This is a genomic window from Thermosipho africanus Ob7, from assembly GCF_003351105.1.
In the GTDB taxonomy this organism is placed as follows: Bacteria; Thermotogota; Thermotogae; order Thermotogales; family Fervidobacteriaceae; genus Thermosipho; species Thermosipho africanus.
Genome location: NZ_NKRG01000001.1, coordinates 49,900 through 67,851 on the forward strand (window position 1 = coordinate 49,900; position 17,952 = coordinate 67,851).

Annotated in this window: 16 protein-coding genes and 1 tRNA gene; 15 read left to right on the top strand and 2 right to left on the bottom strand. The window is 31.9% G+C overall.

The window, feature by feature from the left end; translation table 11 throughout:
- The first annotated feature begins 12 nt into the window (after nt 1-12).
- From OB7_RS00270 to OB7_RS00290, 5 genes are read left to right on the top strand one after another with little or no spacing between them, the layout of a single operon-like run.
- Nucleotides 13-1,941, top strand: a complete 1,929-nt coding sequence (locus tag OB7_RS00270; protein WP_114702180.1) for a CHASE2 domain-containing protein — start codon at nt 13-15, stop codon at nt 1,939-1,941.
- Nucleotides 1,934-2,872: an HD-GYP domain-containing protein gene (locus tag OB7_RS00275; protein WP_114702181.1), complete on the top strand. Its 939-nt coding sequence runs from the start codon at nt 1,934-1,936 to the stop codon at nt 2,870-2,872. The genes OB7_RS00270 and OB7_RS00275 overlap by 8 nt, the downstream gene beginning before the upstream one ends.
- On the top strand, nt 2,865-3,497 hold the full coding sequence (locus tag OB7_RS00280) for a DUF3307 domain-containing protein (protein WP_114702182.1): 633 nt from the start codon (nt 2,865-2,867) through the stop codon (nt 3,495-3,497). The genes OB7_RS00275 and OB7_RS00280 overlap by 8 nt, the downstream gene beginning before the upstream one ends.
- Nucleotides 3,494-5,515: a FecR family protein gene (locus tag OB7_RS00285; RefSeq protein WP_012579631.1), complete on the top strand. Its 2,022-nt coding sequence runs from the start codon at nt 3,494-3,496 to the stop codon at nt 5,513-5,515. Before OB7_RS00280 ends, OB7_RS00285 begins: the two co-directional genes overlap by 4 nt.
- Before the next feature lie 4 nt (nt 5,516-5,519).
- Nucleotides 5,520-6,737 (top strand): HD domain-containing phosphohydrolase, encoded by a 1,218-nt coding sequence (locus tag OB7_RS00290; protein ID WP_114702183.1) that lies wholly within the window; start codon nt 5,520-5,522, stop codon nt 6,735-6,737.
- A gap of 13 nt (nt 6,738-6,750) precedes the next feature.
- On the opposite strand, the gene OB7_RS00295 is transcribed toward OB7_RS00290, so the two are convergent.
- A tRNA-Gln gene (locus OB7_RS00295) sits at nt 6,751-6,824 on the bottom strand.
- Between the two features lie 64 nt (nt 6,825-6,888).
- Here OB7_RS00295 and sdaAB point away from each other — a divergent pair.
- From sdaAB to priA, 10 genes are all read left to right on the top strand, one after another.
- Complete coding sequence (gene sdaAB, locus OB7_RS00300; protein ID WP_114702184.1) at nt 6,889-7,536, top strand: L-serine ammonia-lyase, iron-sulfur-dependent subunit beta; 648 nt, start codon at nt 6,889-6,891, stop codon at nt 7,534-7,536.
- Entirely contained in the window at nt 7,536-8,393 is an 858-nt protein-coding gene (gene sdaAA, locus OB7_RS00305) for an L-serine ammonia-lyase, iron-sulfur-dependent, subunit alpha (protein ID WP_114702185.1), read from the top strand. The genes sdaAB and sdaAA overlap by 1 nt, the downstream gene beginning before the upstream one ends.
- A gap of 153 nt (nt 8,394-8,546) precedes the next feature.
- A complete protein-coding gene (locus OB7_RS00310; RefSeq protein WP_114702186.1) occupies nt 8,547-9,332 on the top strand; it encodes a DUF4912 domain-containing protein in 786 nt (261 codons plus the stop codon).
- A 2-nt stretch (nt 9,333-9,334) separates the two neighbouring features.
- Nucleotides 9,335-10,948, top strand: coding sequence for a glycoside hydrolase family 57 protein (locus OB7_RS00315; protein ID WP_114702187.1), 1,614 nt, complete (start codon nt 9,335-9,337; stop codon nt 10,946-10,948).
- A 180-nt stretch (nt 10,949-11,128) separates the two neighbouring features.
- Nucleotides 11,129-11,704 (top strand): 2-oxoacid:acceptor oxidoreductase subunit gamma family protein, encoded by a 576-nt coding sequence (locus OB7_RS00320; RefSeq protein ID WP_114702188.1) that lies wholly within the window; start codon nt 11,129-11,131, stop codon nt 11,702-11,704.
- On the top strand, nt 11,697-12,029 hold the full coding sequence (locus OB7_RS00325; protein WP_004100655.1) for a 4Fe-4S binding protein: 333 nt from the start codon (nt 11,697-11,699) through the stop codon (nt 12,027-12,029). Before OB7_RS00320 ends, OB7_RS00325 begins: the two co-directional genes overlap by 8 nt.
- Nucleotides 12,030-12,042: 13 nt before the next feature.
- Nucleotides 12,043-13,221, top strand: coding sequence for a pyruvate synthase subunit PorA (gene porA / locus OB7_RS00330; RefSeq protein ID WP_114702189.1), 1,179 nt, complete (start codon nt 12,043-12,045; stop codon nt 13,219-13,221).
- A 13-nt stretch (nt 13,222-13,234) separates the two neighbouring features.
- The gene (locus OB7_RS00335; protein ID WP_114702190.1) at nt 13,235-14,212 is read left to right on the top strand and encodes a thiamine pyrophosphate-dependent enzyme; all 978 of its coding nucleotides are present in this window, start codon (nt 13,235-13,237) and stop codon (nt 14,210-14,212) included.
- 88 nt (nt 14,213-14,300) lie between these two features.
- Entirely contained in the window at nt 14,301-15,143 is an 843-nt protein-coding gene (locus OB7_RS00340) for an SDH family Clp fold serine proteinase (RefSeq protein WP_004100658.1), read from the top strand.
- Between the two features lie 89 nt (nt 15,144-15,232).
- Complete coding sequence (priA, locus tag OB7_RS00345) at nt 15,233-17,482, top strand: replication restart helicase PriA (RefSeq protein WP_346252937.1); 2,250 nt, start codon at nt 15,233-15,235, stop codon at nt 17,480-17,482.
- Here priA and OB7_RS00350 read toward each other — a convergent pair.
- A complete protein-coding gene (locus OB7_RS00350; protein ID WP_114702191.1) occupies nt 17,475-17,930 on the bottom strand; it encodes a chemotaxis protein CheW in 456 nt (151 codons plus the stop codon). The genes priA and OB7_RS00350 overlap by 8 nt on opposite strands.
- Nucleotides 17,931-17,952 lie beyond the last annotated feature (22 nt).

A 17,952-nucleotide genomic window follows, 5' to 3' on the forward strand; every position in this document is an offset into this window, starting at 1 on the left:
TAGAATTATAGTATGAAAATATTATATTATTTATCAGCGATTCTCATTATTGTTTATGGTTTATTTTTATTGTTTCAAGTACCTTTTATAGATTTTTTTGAATTAAAAATTATGGATCTGTTTTATAGGATAAGGGGCTTAGTTAACATATCTCCTGATGTTGTAATTGTTGGAATTGATGAGTATTCTTTAACTTCCCTTGAAGCAGAAAAGGATGTATGGCCGTGGTCAAGGCACCACTATGGAAAGGTTGTTAAGAATTTATTTAATGCTGGGGCAAAAGTTGTTGTATTTGATGTGTCTTTTACAGAAGAAGATGAAACAAATCCAATGTACGATAATTATTTTGCAAGTATTATTTCAAAATACAAAAATGTGATTTTAGGTACCTATCTGATAAATGAAAAAGATACATATCAAAAGTACAATGAAAAGATCAAAGAAAAACTTGAAAATAATATTACTTACCTAAATTATACCTACAAAATGAAAAATTTTAAAAGCCTAGATTTCATACAACCCATTGAAATTTACAAAGTCCGCCCGCCTATATTGAAGTTTTCATCACTTGTTCCTTCTGCAACATATGAAATTGGTGAAATAGATGTAGATGGCGTTGTAAGAAGTTTACCTTTGTTTTTTAAGGAGTTATGGGCCAATGAAATGGGAATTTCTTCAGGATTTTTACCTCATATGGATGTTTTGGCGGTTGCAATGTTTAAAAATGCAGATTTAACAAATTTAATAGTTGATTTTGACAAAAGAATAGTTGAAATAAAAGATTTAAAAATTCCTTTTGATTTAAATGGCCTTTTTAAAATTTTTTATTATGGAAATAATATATTTAAAGAAATTTCATTTTATGATATTGAAACGGGGAATTTTAACAAAGATATCTTTAAAAATAAAATTGTGATTATTGGGTACACAGCAACTGCTAAAGGATTGTATGACCTTAGAATAACTCCATTTTCAAACAATACTCCTGGAGTTTATATTCATGCAACTGCTATTCAAAATATGCTATCAGGTGATACTTTAATTAGAGCATCAACTTGGTTGAGGTTATTATTTACTACATTAGCAATTATTTATGTTCTTTTGTTTTCAAGGTCAAAAAATATAAAAGTAAATATTTTGGCTCTTCTTTCTGTACCATTAATTTTTCTAGTTTCATATATGTTATTCTTAAATCAAGTGTATCTAGATAGCTTTTTTCCGGTAGTTTCTTGTATTATTTTAAGTACTACAAATATTTCAAAGAATCTTATTCAAGAGAATAAAGAAAAAAAGAAAATCAAAGAATATCTATATAGATATGTTCCAGATAATGTAGCTGATTATTTGATAAAAAGTGGAAAGTTAACACTTGGTGGAGAAACAAGAAATATTGTTGTACTTTTTTCAGACATAAAAGGCTTTACAAGCCTTTCTGAAAAACTTGATGCAAAAGAATTAGTTGAGTTGTTAAATAGTTATTTAACCAGAATGAGTGACATAATAAAAAATAAATATAATGGAACAATTGATAAATTTGTTGGAGATGCCATAATGGCTGTTTTTGGTGCACCAATTAGTTTTGAGGATGATATTGAAAGGGCTTTAAAATGTGCACTTGAGATGAGACAAGAATTAAGAAAATTTAACAGTGAGAATAATATGAATTTGGATAGCGGTATAGGAATTCATTTTGGTCCAGCAATTGTAGGTAACATTGGAGCACCTTTTAGAATGGATTATACAAGCATAGGAGATACTGTTAATACTTGTTCAAGGATAGAACACTTAACGCGAGAACTGCCAGCAAATGTAATTGTTTCTGAAAGTGTTTACAAACTTGCAAAAGAAAAATTTGAGTTTATTTTTCTTGGAGAATATCGTGTTAAAGGGAAGAGCATGCCGTTAAAATTATATGAATTAAAGGGTGAGAAGAATGTTTGAGTTTAAGAACTTGGTTGTAGACAGTTTTGGAAAAGCAGGAAAAAAAGTTATTTTAAAACTTGATATAAAAGATCATACTATAGAAATATATGATGCACTACCTGATTATGAAACACTTTATTTTATAGCAAATTTTTTTGAAATTTTTGATCCAAAATTTTCAGAAAATATAATTTCGAAAATAATAAATTCAAACAATTTAGATGATGTTCTAAATGCTATGAAAAAGGTATGGGATCTTGACGATGTATTATATGACGAAAATAATTTTGAAATTGAATTTAGTAATAATACATTTTACTTTCCAATATATAGTAAAACTGCCGGTAGGCTTGGAACTATTATTTTAAAAGGAAATTTAAGTTCTGAGTTTATTCTAAACTTTCTTGCAATTTCTGATGCTATAACTTCCATATTAGAAGGTTTTATATTAAAGATGAGAGTTTCTGAACTTTTATATAGTACTTTAGAAGCTTTATCAAAAGCACTCACTAAGAAGATAAACGTTGATGAAAAATTGCAGAAAGAGATAGAAAATAAAATAATAGCCATTGGCGAAAAATTTAATATTCCAAAAGATATATTGAAGATTGCAAGTAAAATTTATGATTTAGGGAAAATAGGTGTGCCTGATTATGTATTTTCTAAAAAGGAACTTAGTAAAGAAGATTTAGAAATTTTAAATAAACATGTGGAATACGGGTATGAAATATTAAGTAAGATAGAAGATATTCCAGATCAAATATTAAAAGCAGTTTTGTATCATCATGAAAAGAAGGATGGAAGTGGCCCATTAAAAGTTAAAAATGTTCCACTATTAGCCCAAATTATTGGAATAGTTTTGGAAGTTGTTGAAAATAAAACTCCAATTGATGCTTTGCAAGGGAAATACGATGAAAAGCTCATTGAGGAGATGAAAAAGAATGGATAGGTTTATACATTTGTTTCTTGGACATCTTGTTGGAGACTATGTACTTCAAAATAAATTTATAGCATCTTACAAGCAAAAAAAATTAAAAGTTCTTTTGATGCACATAATTTTAATTTTCTTTAGTCAGGTTGCTTTTTTTGCGGGAAAAGACTTTAATATTAATTCAATATACATAATTTCTTTTGTAACACTTTCTCATTTTTTTATTGACTTTTTTAAATACAAAAATAATAATAAGCCATTTTTTAAGAGTCCAAAATACTATTTGATAGATCAATTGATGCATATTTTTACACTTTTTCTAGCTTCTATTTTTTCAACTCAAACCTTTTTTTATATTCCAAATAAACTTGCAGTAATTTTAATTTCTGCTATTTTTAATGCCTATTTTCTTGGAATTTACACTTTTATTCTAAAAAATAATGTTGGTGAATATAAGCGTGATTTTGTAGGCTACATTGTTAGAGGACTTTGCCCTATCTTTTATATTTTTGGACCCCTTGTTTATTCAGTATATACTTTATTGACAGGGTTTTTTTCACTTTACTTTTTAAAAAGTTATCAGGTAATTTCCTGGGCTCTTTCAATCATATCGACCATAATTTTTATGGAGGTGTTATTATGAAAAAAATACTTTTTCTCCTTATAGTTTTATTTTCAATTTCAATTTTTGCAAGTCTTACAGTTATACCTGATGCAACAGTTGTAGAAGTTGGAAGCCCGTTAGGAATAAAGGTGATTTCTGATAAAACAGTATTTGTTGAATTTAGTCTTGGTGGTTTTGAACCAGCTGATGTGGTATTTGATGGAATTGCTGGAGACTCATATGTTTATTACATTGCTCCTTTAATTGAAGCGAGTGACACTCTTATTTTCAAAACATCGAATGAGTCAACGTCGATAACTATTTACTTTGTTAAAAGTAGTGAAGAGGTAAAAAATAAATCATTTGCAAAGGTCAAAAGTTTTTCTGGACACGTTGCAATTAAGAAAGGAGACCTTTGGAATTCAATAACATCTGAGACGGTAATTGAAGAAGGAGACGAAATATTAACAATGGAAAATTCCTTTGTTGAAGTAGAGTTTGAAGATGGTAGTGTATCAAAAATACTAGAAAATTCCCAGGTTTTATTCGAAAGAATTAGATACGACAAAGGTGTAGTTGACATAGTAATGGACCTAAAAAAAGGAAAAAGTTATAATATAGTTCAAAAGCTTTTGAATAAGTTTTCAAAGTTTAGAATAAAAACCGAGAGTGTCACAGCAGGTGTTAGAGGAACAAGATTTGCTGTTTTTGAAAATGGAAAAATATTAACGTACGAAGGATCAGTGTTTGCCTATTTTTCAGATGGAAAGGTTTTACCGGTTAAAGAAGGATACGCTTTAGAATCATTTGAAAAACCGAAAAAGGTAGATATACCTGAAGAGGAATTTGTTAAAGTGATGCCCGAAAAGCCAACAACTAAAAAAGAAGAGGTTAAGGAAAAAGAGAAAACAACGTCTATACAACCGAGCGTTCCTCCAGTTTCTGTTGGACCTGTTAGAAAAGGTAATGATTATTATATGGTTTATTCGATAGCTCCTGAGTTTGATTTTGGTTTAGTAAGAGTTGGAGTTGGATTTACTGCGTATTCTACTGATGTTTCAGGTAATTTGTATTATGGACTTCCTTCGGATAATCCAAGTACAAATATAATCAATGGACTTACATTAAACTCTTTGGCCTTTAAAATTTTTAATGTGGATTTTAGATACGGTAATATGCTTCCAAAGTCACTTGGGCTTGGATTTACAACTAGAAATTATTACAACCCATTTTCAAAGAGTTTTGATATTGAATATGATAGTGATAAATTTTTGTTGTATGCTCGACTACCGTATGAGCTTTCAAAGATTTATCCAATTGAATTTTTAACGTCTGATTCTATTTTCTTGGCTGAGGCTAGCATAAAATTTAATTTACCATTTATTGGAGAATCAAGCATTGGTGTAGGTGTTACTATTGATACGCAGGCAAGTTCAGCTTTCCTAGAAGATATTTCTGCAACGCCGGTTGAATCTGCATATTCACTATTTTTGAAAAAAGAAATTTTTAAGAACTTTGATTTTGGAATAGAATTGTCTGTTGAAAATGGCTTAAATGACTATTCATTAGGAAGCTTTGCAGGCTTTTATGGTAACTTTTCATTTGTTAATCTAACCGCAGGTATATATTATTACCTAGATGGATTTGTACCTTTCTATTTTAATAATAACTACTCTTATTTAAAGAGTACTAATAAATTACCAGCTATGGATAGTAAAAGTTCCTCAGGATATCTTTCTGGCTTTGACTTTGATACAAGTTTTGCTAAGGGTAAATTATATCTATATGGAACATTAACCAATTTTTCAAGCTCTACTCTTGAAGGACAAATTGAGATATCAATTCCTCAAATTGGAACTTTTAGTGGTTTGTCTATAGCTGGATATTACTTTGATAAAACACCATTTGAAGGAAGTTTGTTCAGTTTAGACACAACATCTTATTTAAAAATTATTTATCCTTTAGCTGGAGAATCATTCTCAGCAGGAGTAATATTTATGTGGGATGGAGAAAAGTGGAATGAAAATGTAATTATCGGAGTGGATCTTTGGAGGTGATAGATTGTATGCACCTTATTGGGTATCTGGGTACATTATTGATAAGGAAATAATTGGAAAAAAAAGTAAGATAAAGGTTAATATAGATGGCATTGAGTTTTATCTTTTAGAGAAAGATATCAACTATTCGATTTTGAAAATGCTTGTGAGGCATGCAAAGAAAAAAAGTCTAAAAATATTAGATGATGTTGAGAAAGTTTCGTTTATGGCTGCAAAACTTAATAGTTCATTGCGACTTTCTACTTTGCTAAAAAATATTCAGGAAAGTATATGCAATATTTTAGATGCAGAAGCTGCTTCTGTGTTACTTTTAAAAGATGATCACTTGCAATTTCTTGTTACTGTTGGAAAGGCGAGCGGAAAGATAGAAAGTATACCAGTCCCTATGGAATCAATTGCTGGGACAATATATAAAAGTGGAAAAGCTATGGTTTTTAACGACCTTTCTAAAGCTCCACACTTTAAGAAAGTTGATAAAGTTTCAAAGTTTAAAACTAAAAATATTGTAGGTGCACCAATATATTCAGATCAAGAAAAAGTTGGAGTAATTGAGGTTTTAAATAAAGAGGATGGATTTAATGATAGAGACGCAAAGATAGTTGAATTATTTGCAAAGTTAATAGGAAAGAAGTTATTGAGTACATGGGAACATGAAAAGTTTAGTAAGCTGTTTAAAAACATAATTCTTGCGTTTTCTACAATGATAGATAAAAGGGATAAATATACACATATGCATTCTAAAAATGTAGCGTATATTTCAAGGTTAATAGGAGAAGAACTTGGTTTTTCTGAACATACCCTTGAACAGATAGAATATTCTGCAATTTTACATGATGTAGGAAAAATTGGTATTCCTGACAGCTTGTTGCTAAAAAAGGGGAAATTAACAGATGAAGAATATAAAATTATTCAGTCACATACTGTAATGGGTGCAGAAATTTTAGAAGAAATAAAACATACAACTTATGACATTATTTCTGGAGCTTTAGAGCACCATGAAAGACTTGATGGAACTGGTTATCCTTATGGAAAGAAAAATGGAGAAATAAGTCTTTTTGGAAGAATAATTGCCATTGCTGATGTCTACGATGCTTTAACTGCAAAAAGACCTTATAAAGAACCATGGCCGAAAGAAAAGGTATTGAAAATTTTAAGACAAGATAGTGAAAATGGAAAATTTGATATTAAACTTGTTGAAATACTAGAAAAAATTGCCCCCTAACAGGGGCAATTTCTGGCTGGGAGGGGTGGATTCGAACCACCACTGGCGGATCCAGAGTCCGCAGTCCTGCCATTAGACGACCTCCCAATTACATATTTAATTTTATCATATTAAATGATAAAATCAAGATATAAAAAGTGAGGTGAATCATATGAGTCTGTTGAAAATCCTTGGTCCAGTGATGGTAGGACCATCGAGTTCTCATACTTTGGGAGCATTGAAAATTTCAAGATTTGCTTATAAATTAGTTGGAAAAACTCCTGATAGAGTTACATTTTTACTTCATGGTTCTTTTTCAAAAACATACAAGGGTCATGGAACGGATAGGGCTCTTCTTGCTGGGATAATGGGATTTAAACAGGATGATCCAAGAATAAAAGATGCATTTAAAATTGCAAATGAAAGAGGTCTTGAGTATTCTTTTGAAATTCAGGATTTGGGTGAAGTACATCCAAATACTGTGAGAATAAAGTTTGAAGTTGATGGCATCTCCCATGAAATAGAAGGTTCATCAATAGGTGGTGGAGATATAAAAATTACAAATATAGATTCTGTTCCCTGTGATTTGTCATGGGACTATGACACACTTGTTATTGTTAACAAAGATATTCCAAAGGCACTTGAGAAAATTCTTGATGCGATAAATGTTAATGTTGCAAATCTATATTTAAGAAGAATAAATGCCTTACTTGAGAGGGCGCTAACAATTGTGGAACTTGATGAGCCTATAGACAATTTAGAAGAAATTACAAAGATTCCATACGTTTATGAATGCTATTTTATTGGGAGGGACTATTGATGACCTGGAAAGAAATAAGTGAAATGTCGAAAAATATGGAGCTTCATGAAGTTATATTAACACTTGAAATGCTTGAGAATGGTGATGATCCAGTAAATCTTAAGAATATGCTAGGGGATATTTTAAAAGTAATTTTGGAAGAATCAGAAAAACAGTATGGTAAAAAACAAAAAACTTTAACAGGTCTTACTGGAGAAAATGCATTTAAATTTAGGAATTATTCTCCAAAATTAATGGGTGAGTTCAATTATATTGCTACTACAACAGCACTTTCAATTGCAGAAAGCAATGCTTCAATGGGAAGAATAGCTGCGTGTCCTACAGCGGGTTCCTCGGGAATTATTCCAGGAGTATATTATTCCTTGTATAAATTATTTAACCCAAGTTTTGAAGATCTTTTAAATTCATTTATAGTTTCAGGTGGTGTAGGAAACGTTATTGCAAAAAAAGCAACACTTTCCGGTGCGGCGGGAGGTTGTCAAGCAGAAATTGCTGCTGCCGCAGCAATGGCAGCTGCAGGGCTTTCTTATTTTTTTATAAAATCCGCTGATGTTGCAGGTAATGCAGCAGCACTTGCGCTTAAATCACTTATGGGCCTTGTTTGTGATCCAGTAGGTGGATTTGTAGAAGTTCCATGTGTAAAAAGAAATGGAAATATAGTTAATTTGGCAATTTCTTCCGCAGAACTTGCTATGTCAGGAATAAAAAGCGTAATTCCATTGGATGAAGTTATTGATGCAATGTATAAAGTAGGAAAAAGTCTTCCTGAATCTTTACGTGAAACTGGTGAGGGTGGAATTGCTGCTACTCCGACTGCAAGAAAATTAATTGATAATATTAAAAATAATCTTTTTTAGCATTTTATACGATATTATCATAAAATATTCAAAAATATAGCGTTTTTACTCCTCCATACAACAGTTTACAACATTCTTTTATAATGTTATAATTTTTATTGAAAAAATATTTACTAAAAGTTTACAAAATTCTTAGTAAAAGGGGGGAGTAAGATGGTTGATGGAAATATAGAAAAGTTAAAAAGATGGTTAGATTCAAATCCGACCATTCAGGAGTTAAAATCTCAGGCAAGAATTTTGGGTTTAAAGGTAAAAAGGATGATGAAAAAAAGAGAAGTAATTAAACTTATAGAGGGTTACATTAATCAAATGCAAGAGCTTCAGGAAATTCAGAGACCTAGTTCGGCAAATTCTGCAAATAATGTAAAAGAAGATCAAGAAATTAAGCAAGAAGAGGATATTAAACTTCCAGAAAGTTACAATAAAAACAAGCTTGTTGTTTTACCGGTAAATCCAAATTGGTTACATGTTTATTGGGACCTTTCTGACAAAACTAGAGAATCTTTAATGAATCTTCCAAATGGTTTTAGAATCGTATTAAGAATATATGATGTAACTTTCATAGATTTCAATGGTAATAATGCACATCGAACTTTTGAAATTTCGATTGATTTAAGAACAATGAAAAATAACTATGTTAATGTTCCTATGCCGAATGCAGATTATCTTGCAGAGTTAGGATATGTATCCCCCGATGGAGAATTTCACCCAATTATACGTTCCAATCTTTGTAAAACTCCCCCAAATTCTCCAAGTCAAAGCACACGTGAAAGATGGCTGGATATAAGGAAAAAGAGAAAAATAGTTACCCCTTCAGATGGTGTTTTAGTAAAAGAAGTTGAAACCATTCCAGGATCTATTTTTAACAACAATCCTTTGTCCAAGGAAGAATCTATTTGGCAGCTCTTTAGCAGGCTCAGAAGCGGAAGGGGGATGTGATTATGCCAAAGGGAAATGTTGTATTTGTTTTGCATGCACATTTGCCATATATTCATCATCCAGAGTATAAATTCTTTCTTGAAGAAAATTGGCTGTTTGAAGCTATAACGGAGACGTATGTTCCGCTACTTAGAATGTTTAAGCGACTTGAAAAAGAAGGGATAAAATTTAATCTAACGATGTCAATTACTCCACCTTTGATGGAAATGCTAGCAAATAAATCTTTACAAGAAAAGTACATAAATAGGATGACAAAGTTAATTGAACTTGCTGGAAAAGAAATAGAAAGAACAAAAAGTGAAAATCCAAAAAAACATAAAATGGCAAAGTATTATTATGAGGATTTAAAAGAAATATTGTATATATTTAAAGATGTATACAATGGAAATATATTGAACGGATTTAAAGAGTATTTGGAAAAAGATAGATTGGATATAATAACTTGTAATGCAACACATGGTTTTCTTCCGTTAATGGAAATGTATCCTCAAGCAATTAGGGCTCAGATTGAACAGGGAATTAAAACATATGAAAAACATATGGGAAGAAAACCAAGAGGAATATGGCTTGCAGAATCTGCCTATTTTTCTGGACTTGATAAGTATCTTAGTGAATATGGAATCGAATATTTCTTTGTGGATTCTCACGGTTTTTGGTATGCTGATGAAAGACCTAAATATGGTGTTTACAGACCTATAATTACTCCAAATAATGTCTTTGTATTTGCTAGAGATCCAGAAAGTAGTGAGCAGGTTTGGAGCGCAGAAATAGGTTATCCTGGTGATGGACGATACAGAGAATTTTATAGAGATATAGGATTTGATCGAGAGTTTGAATACATAAAACCATATATTGATCCAAGTGGAGTTAGGATGAATACAGGAATTAAGTATCATAAAATAACCAGTAAACAAACTCCTCAAAATCAAAAGGATTTTTACGATATAGATGAAGCAATTCTGGCAGCAAAAGAGCATGCTATGGATTTTTTAAGAAAGAAAGAGCAACAATCTAAAAAATTGATTAGCTTGTTTAATGGAATTGAACCAGTCATAGTCGCTCCTTTTGATGCAGAACTTTTTGGCCATTGGTGGTATGAAGGCCCAATCTTCCTTGAAGAATTTATGCGACAGGCTTCAAAAAGTTCTTTGGTAAGAACATTAAAGGCTTCTGATGTTGTAGATATAGTAGAAAAAGTACAGATTGCAACTCCTGCCACCTCTACATGGGGTGCAAATGGATACAATGAAGTGTGGTTGAATGGAACCAACGATTGGATTTATCCCCATCTTCACGAAATGGTAGAAAAAATAACTGAACTTGCACAAAAGTATCCTAACAAGGATGAGGTTGAACCTGAAATAAGAAGGGCATTAAATCAAATGGCCAGAGAATTATTGCTTGCTCAATCAAGTGATTGGGCGTTTATAATGACAACAAGGACAAGTGTTGAATATGCTGTTAATAGGACTAAAACTCACATAAAGCGCTTTTTGGAGTTATATGACATGGTTAATAACGGGAAAGTAGATACAAAAAAACTTTCATATTATGAATGGACAGATGATATTTTCTCTGATATTGATTATACAATGTATTTGAAAACAGATAAGTAAAATTAATTAATCCATAGTTGTTAACAGAACAAAAACACATTTGAAACTTTTTTACGTTTGTAGAATATCCTTTTAGGTGGTAAAATAGTCATGGGAATACTTTCACATTATTGACATTTAGATACAAACTATACTTGTTTTAGTGTTTAAAAAATCTTTTTTGTAAGGAGGGAGATAACAGTGCCCGCAAAATATTTTGAGATTAGATGGCATGCAAGAGCAGGGCAAGGTGCAAAGAGTGCCTCCCAGATGCTTGCAGAGGCAGCTCTTGAAATGGGAAAATACGTTCAATCTTTCCCAGAATATGGTGCAGAAAGAACAGGAGCACCAATGAAGGCTTTTAATCGTGTTGCCGATGAACCAATTTTAGTCCATAGTTCAGTTGATAATCCAGATGTTGTAGTTATAATTGATGATACCATGTTAGGACAACCAATGCTTACCGAAGGAACAGATGAAAACACTGTATTTATAGTAAATACCGTTAAAGATGCTGAATATGTGAGACAGAAACTTGGAGCAAAAGGGAAAGTTTGTACAATTGCTGCAACAGATATTGCACTTGAGGAAATTAAAAGAGGTATTCCAAATACTGTTATGTTAGGTGCTATTGCAAAAGTTACAGGAATAATAACACTTGAAAGTGTAGAACAAAGAATTAAAAAGGCATTTGCTAAAAAATTCCCTGAAGAAGTTGTAGAAGCAAATGTTAGAGCCCTTCGCCGTGGATTTGAGGAGGTGAAATGCAATGGCTGAACTCAAAGGATGGAAAGATATTCCAATTGGCGGAGTTATAGATAAACCCGCTACTGCAAAAGAATATCAAACAGGAACATGGAGAGTTATTAGACCCGTTCACCAACCAGAAAATTGTATTCATTGTATGATGTGTTGGCTTTACTGTCCTGATCAAGCAATTGTAATTGAAGTTGTAGATGGAAAGCCAAAAATGAAAGGATACAATTATTATTACTGTAAAGGTTGCGGACTTTGTGCAAATGTATGTCCAAAAACAAATGATAACCTTCCTGAAGAAAAAAGAGCAATTGTTATGAAACCTGAAACGGAATTCCAAGACTAAGGAGGTGCCTGAAATGCCAGAAGTAAAAAATAGACAAGCAGTTACTGGCGCGCAAGCGATTGCAAATGCTATGCGTCAAATAAATCCTGATGTTGTTGCAGCTTACCCAATTACCCCTCAAACACCTGTCGTCGAATATTTTGCGCAATTTGTTGCAGATGGTGTTGTAGAAACTGAAATGATCCCAGTTGAAAGTGAACATAGTGCAATGAGTGCTGTTGTCGGTGCAGCAGCAGCAGGTGCTCGTGCAATGACAGCAACAGCAGCAAATGGTCTTGCATTGATGCACGAAATTGTATACATAGCAGCATCTTCAAGGCTTCCAATTGTTATGGCTGTTGCAAATAGGGCTCTTTCAGGACCAATTAACATTCACTGTGACCACAGTGATGCTATGGCAGAAAGAGATTCTGGATGGATTCAACTTTGGGCAGAAAATGCTCAAGAAGCTTATGATTTTACATTAATGGCAATAAGAATTGCAGAACATGAAGATGTTAGATTGCCTGTTATGGTAAATTTTGACGGTTTTATTATTTCACATGGTGTTGAAGTAGTAGACTTTTTAGATGATGAAGTAGCAAGGAAATTTGTTGGTGAGCCAAAAGTTATGTATCCACTTCTTGATACAGAGCATCCAGTAACACACGGTCCACTAGATCTATATGATTATTATTTTGAACACAAAAGGCAACAAATTGAAGCAATGAAACATGTTAAAAAAGTATTTAAAGAAGTTGCAGAAGAATTTGCAAAGATTTCAGGAAGAAAATATGATCTTCTTGATAAATATAAAGTTGATGATGCAGAGTACATAATGATTGCACTTGGTTCAACAGCAGGAACGATTAAATATACTGTTGATCTTTTAAGAGAAGAAGGACACAAAGTAGGAGTAATAAAGCCACAAATCTTTAGACCATTCCCAAAGAATGAATTGCAGGAATTACTAAATGGTCGAAAAGGTGTTATTGTATTAGATAGAGCAGCATCATTTGGTGCAGAAGCACCTCTATATGAGGCTGTAAAGAGTGCACTTTATGAAGTTGCTGTAAAACCACAAATCGGAAGTTATGTCTATGGACTTGGTGGAAGAGATATTAAGATTGAGCACATTAGAAAAGCATTTGAAGATGCATTTAGTGGTAACTTAATAGCTGATGAAGAAAGATACCTAGGACTCAGGGAATAAGGAGGTGTAATTGATGGCTTTAAATATAATGCAACTTGCAACAATGTTTGCAGATAAACACCCTGGTATAACATCTGGTCACAGACTTTGCCCAGGTTGTGCTGCTCCAAATGTAGCAAAATTTGCCCTTATGACAGCTGAAGCACTTGGTTATACACCAGTTGTTGGATTTTCAACAGGATGTATGGAAGTTTCAACTACAATCTATCCATACACAGCATGGAATGTTCCATATATTCATAATGCATTTGAAAATGTTGCAGCAACAGTTAGTGGTGTAGAAACTGCATATAGGGCCCTTTTGAAAAAAGGAAGACTTGTTGATCCAAACAAAAAATATGCATTCTTTGCATTTGGTGGAGATGGAGGAACATACGATATCGGTCTTCAAGCACTTTCTGGTGCAGTTGAGAGAGGACACAAATTTATTTATATAGTATACGATAATGAAGGTTATATGAATACTGGAAACCAGAGATCAGGTGCTACACCTCCAGGCTCTCAAACAACAACACAGCCAGTAGGTAAAAAATTATCTGGTAAGATTCAGCTTAAAAAGAACATTGTAGAAATTATGGCTGCTCACGAAAATGTATACGTTGCAACAGTATCTACTTCTGAACCAATGGATTTCTTCAAAAAAATTGAAAAAGCACTAAACTTTGATGGCCCATCATTTATAGCTGCAATGTCTCCATGTGTAAGATTCTGGAGAGTTAATGATGATAAAGCAGTTGAGATTTCAAAACTTGCAGTAGAAACTGGTTATTGGCCATTGTATGAAGTAGAAAGAGGAGTATATAGAGTAACAAAGAAAGTAAAAGAATTAAAACCAGTTAGAGAATTCATTGAAAAACAAGGAAGATTTAGACCTCTCTTGAAGAGACCAGATGCTGATGAAATAATCAATGAATTGCAAGAATATGTAACAAGTAGATGGGAAAGACTTCTTGCACTTGAAGAAGCAACAAAAGATAAACCAATTAGATAATTTATTTAGGAAGATAATAAAAGCAAGGCGTCATGCCTTGCTTTTTTTGATATAATTGAGTAGAGCAATTATAGAAAGAGGTGGAAAGATGGGAGATTTGTTTACTATTATTTTTCAAATTTTTTGGATGGTATTGATTATTTCAAGTTTTGCACCATTATTTAAAAGTTTGTCTTTGCATTCTTCAAGAGATGGGCTAATAAGAGCTATTGAGAAAAAAAGAGGAAGTAGAGTTATAACATTGATACATAGGGAAGAATCCCTCAATTTCTTTGGCCTTCCTATTCGAAGGTATATAGATATAGAAGATTCTGAAGAATTGATAAGGGCTATTAAGATGACTCCAAATGATATGCCAATAGATTTAATTATTCACACTCCAGGTGGGTTAGTATTAGCTGCTGAGCAAATTGCAAATGCTTTGAAAAAGCATAAAGGAAAAGTAACTGTATTTGTTCCACATTATGCAATGTCTGGTGGAACTTTAATAGCTTTGGCTGCTGATGAAATTGTAATGGATGAAAATGCGGTTCTTGGACCAATTGATCCTCAACTAGGACAGTATCCAGCTGCTTCTATTTTGTCTGTTGTTAAAAAGAAAGATATAAACAAAATAGATGACCAGACGTTGATTTTAGCAGATGTAGCAGAAAAAGCAATGAAACAAATGAAAGAATATGTAACTAATCTTTTAAAAGAAAAATATGAAGAAAACGCTGAAGATTTGGCTGACAAACTTGTAAGCGGATATTGGACACATGATTATCCAATTACAGTGGAAAAAGCAAGAGAACTTGGACTAAAAGTTTCTACAGATATGCCAAATGAGATTTATTTGCTAATGAGTCTTTATAAACAATCAGGAAAGAGAAGACCTTCTGTAAATTATGTACCTGTTGATTATAGGGTATTTAAAGACAATCAAAAGTGATATAATTTCTGATAAAAAAGTGGCTTTCATTTTTTTAAGGAGCCACTTTTTTTTATGATAAAATAAACATAGAATCAAAAAATAATGAGGTGATTTTTCTGTTATATCAAGTAGCTTTGTCCAATTCCTCTTTAAAGAAAATTTTTTACTGTCAGTCAAACATACCGTTGGAAAAAGGAGAACGAATTATAGTAAAGTTTAAAGGAAAAAAAACAATAGGATATGTTTTGGGAGAAGTTAATAACAGTTTCAATAAAGATAAAGATACATTAGTTTTTCAATCAAAACTAGATGGGAAGAGTTTTTTAAAAAGCTGGTTAGTTGATGCTTTGAAAGATGCTGCGTTTTATTATAACACGCCTGTTGGCAAGCTTTTTGATTTATGTTTTCCAAAAGGCATAGAAAACTATTTTGTTCAAAGGGTAAAATTTAATAACCCTCTTTATGGTTTTGAAGAGTTTACCTTGGATGAATTTATAAATAAATTTGGTGAAAAGAAATTACAGCAATTTTTAAAAGATGGAACAATATCTGTGTTTAAGGATTTTAAATTGAAAGTTCCCACCCCAAGAAAGGAAATTTATTTGGAGTTAAAAGCAGATTTAAAAGAGATAAGCACTAAAAGATTGACAGAGAAGCAGAAAAAAGTAATTGACTATCTTTTCTTAAATAAAATCGTTTCTTATAAAGAATTAAAAGAGCTTTTAGATATTAATAAAGATGTAATTTTGCAACTTAAAAGAAAGGAATTAATTGAAATATATGAGAATATTCCGGAAAAGATTAAAAAAGTTGTTCTTAATGAAGAACAAGAGAAAGTTGTTGAAGAGATTGTTAAGAGTAAGTCCAAAGTATTGTTGCATGGTGTTACAGGTAGTGGTAAAACAGAAGTATATCTTTCAGTTATAGAAAGGTTAAATACAAAAGTTTTATATCTTGTTCCAGAAGTATCACTAATAGAGCAAACACTTTCTAGAATTTATTCTAGATTTCCAGATTTGAAGGTAGAAGTTTATCATAGCTATTTAACAAAAAGTCAAAAGGTGGATGTTTGGCTAAAGGCTATAAAAGGAAAAATTGATATTTTAGTTGGAACAAGAAGCGCATTTTTTATACCTCATAATTATGGCTTAATAATCGTCGATGAAGCACATGATGAAAGTTATTATCAAGATGGTGAAGTAGTGTACGATATAAATTATCTTGCCGATAAGTTCCATGGTCCAGTTATTTTTGGAAGCGCAACACCAAGGCTTGATCATTATTTGAAGGCAAAAAAAAATAAAATGAAAATTTGTAAGTTGACAAAGAGGTATGGTTCACATCTTCCTGATGTTGAAATTATAAATATGAAGAAAGAGGAAAAAGTGACATATCATCTTTCTAAAAAACTTGTAGATGAAATAAAAAACGAATTGGATAATTCAAAGAGTGTAATGTTATTTGTAAGGAGAAAGGGCTACTCACTTATTATGTGTACTAATTGTGGACATGTAGTAAAGTGTCCAAATTGTGATGTTGCCTTAACTTATCATAAATCTAATGAGAAGTTGAAATGTCATATATGCGGTTATGATACAGAAGTTATAACAACTTGCCCAGTATGTGGTTCAATAATGCTTTTAGAAAAGGGTGCCGGAACTGAAAGAATAGAAAAGGAAATTCAAAATCTTTTTCCTGCAAGGAATATTTCGCGTGTTGATACTGAAGTTATTCAGGATTATAGATTATTTCAAAGAATTTTGAAGGGTCTATACAATGGAGAACTTAATATTTTGGTAGGAACAAAGATGATAACAAAAGGGTTGGATGTTTCCACTGTCAATTTAATTGGAGTAATTGATATTGATGCAATTCAAAGCTTGCCTGATTATAATTCCGCTCTTAATTTGTTTAGGCTTATTGTACAAGTTGTTGGCCGTTCAGGAAGAAAAGAAAAAGGAAAAGCATTAATTCAAACATATGATCCTGAAAGTTTGGTATTAGAATATGCTGTCAAACAAGACGTAGAAGGTTATTATGACTATGAATTAAACCAAAGGAGGGCTCTAAATTACCCTCCATTTGTTGATATTATTCAAGTTGTTGTTTATTCTAATGAAAAGCAAAGTGGATTTAAAAATGCAGAGAAAATGGTTAAAGAGCTAAGAAAATACAATATACAAATTCTTGGACCAACTGAATTTTTTATTCCAAAAATAAGAAACTTGTATTTGCATCATTTTATAATAAAAACAAATGAAGTGTTAGAGGTAAATCAAACTTTAAACGATTTATTGGTTAAATTTCCAGCGAAAGTTAGTATAAGGGTCAATCCGCCATCATTGTATTTTATTTGATCATATTTTCAATGGCAAGCTTTTCCTCTTTTTTCAGTACTTTTTCAACATCTAAAATTAAAATCATCCTATCTTCAAGTTTAGCAATTCCAAGCAAGAATTCAGCAGATACTCCGCTGTATTCTGGAGTTTGATCTATTTGATCTCCACTTAATGTAATAACTTCTTTTACATCGTCAACTAGAAAGCCCATCTTTTTGCCATTTTCTTCAAATCTAATAACTATTATCTTTGATTTTTCCTTATCTTCGAAATCTTCTAACATGAATTTTTTACGAAGGTTTATAATGGGGATAACTTCTCCCATGAGGTTGATTATTCCTTCAACATAATCTTTGGAATTTGGTAGTTTAGTGGTTTTTTCATATTCTTTTACCCTATCTACTTTCATAATATCAATAGCAAATTCTTCATCTCCTAAAACAAAAGTTAAAACTTTTAATTCCATACTGTCACCTCCTCTGTATTTG

Bases quoted from the DNA above. Each gene is read 5' to 3' on its own strand.
- OB7_RS00270 (WP_114702180.1), top strand. From the start codon at position 13: ATGAAAATATTATATTATTTATCAGCGATTCTCATTATTGTTTATGGT.
- OB7_RS00275 (WP_114702181.1), top strand. From the start codon at position 1,934: ATGTTTGAGTTTAAGAACTTGGTTGTAGACAGTTTTGGAAAAGCAGGA.
- OB7_RS00280 (WP_114702182.1), top strand. From the start codon at position 2,865: ATGGATAGGTTTATACATTTGTTTCTTGGACATCTTGTTGGAGACTAT.
- OB7_RS00285 (WP_012579631.1), top strand. From the start codon at position 3,494: ATGAAAAAAATACTTTTTCTCCTTATAGTTTTATTTTCAATTTCAATT.
- sdaAB (WP_114702184.1), top strand. From the start codon at position 6,889: ATGAGTCTGTTGAAAATCCTTGGTCCAGTGATGGTAGGACCATCGAGT.
- sdaAA (WP_114702185.1), top strand. From the start codon at position 7,536: ATGACCTGGAAAGAAATAAGTGAAATGTCGAAAAATATGGAGCTTCAT.
- OB7_RS00310 (WP_114702186.1), top strand. From the start codon at position 8,547: ATGGTTGATGGAAATATAGAAAAGTTAAAAAGATGGTTAGATTCAAAT.
- OB7_RS00315 (WP_114702187.1), top strand. From the start codon at position 9,335: ATGCCAAAGGGAAATGTTGTATTTGTTTTGCATGCACATTTGCCATAT.
- OB7_RS00325 (WP_004100655.1), top strand. From the start codon at position 11,697: ATGGCTGAACTCAAAGGATGGAAAGATATTCCAATTGGCGGAGTTATA.
- porA (WP_114702189.1), top strand. From the start codon at position 12,043: ATGCCAGAAGTAAAAAATAGACAAGCAGTTACTGGCGCGCAAGCGATT.
- OB7_RS00335 (WP_114702190.1), top strand. From the start codon at position 13,235: ATGGCTTTAAATATAATGCAACTTGCAACAATGTTTGCAGATAAACAC.
- OB7_RS00340 (WP_004100658.1), top strand. From the start codon at position 14,301: ATGGGAGATTTGTTTACTATTATTTTTCAAATTTTTTGGATGGTATTG.
- OB7_RS00350 (WP_114702191.1), bottom strand. From the start codon at position 17,930: ATGGAATTAAAAGTTTTAACTTTTGTTTTAGGAGATGAAGAATTTGCT.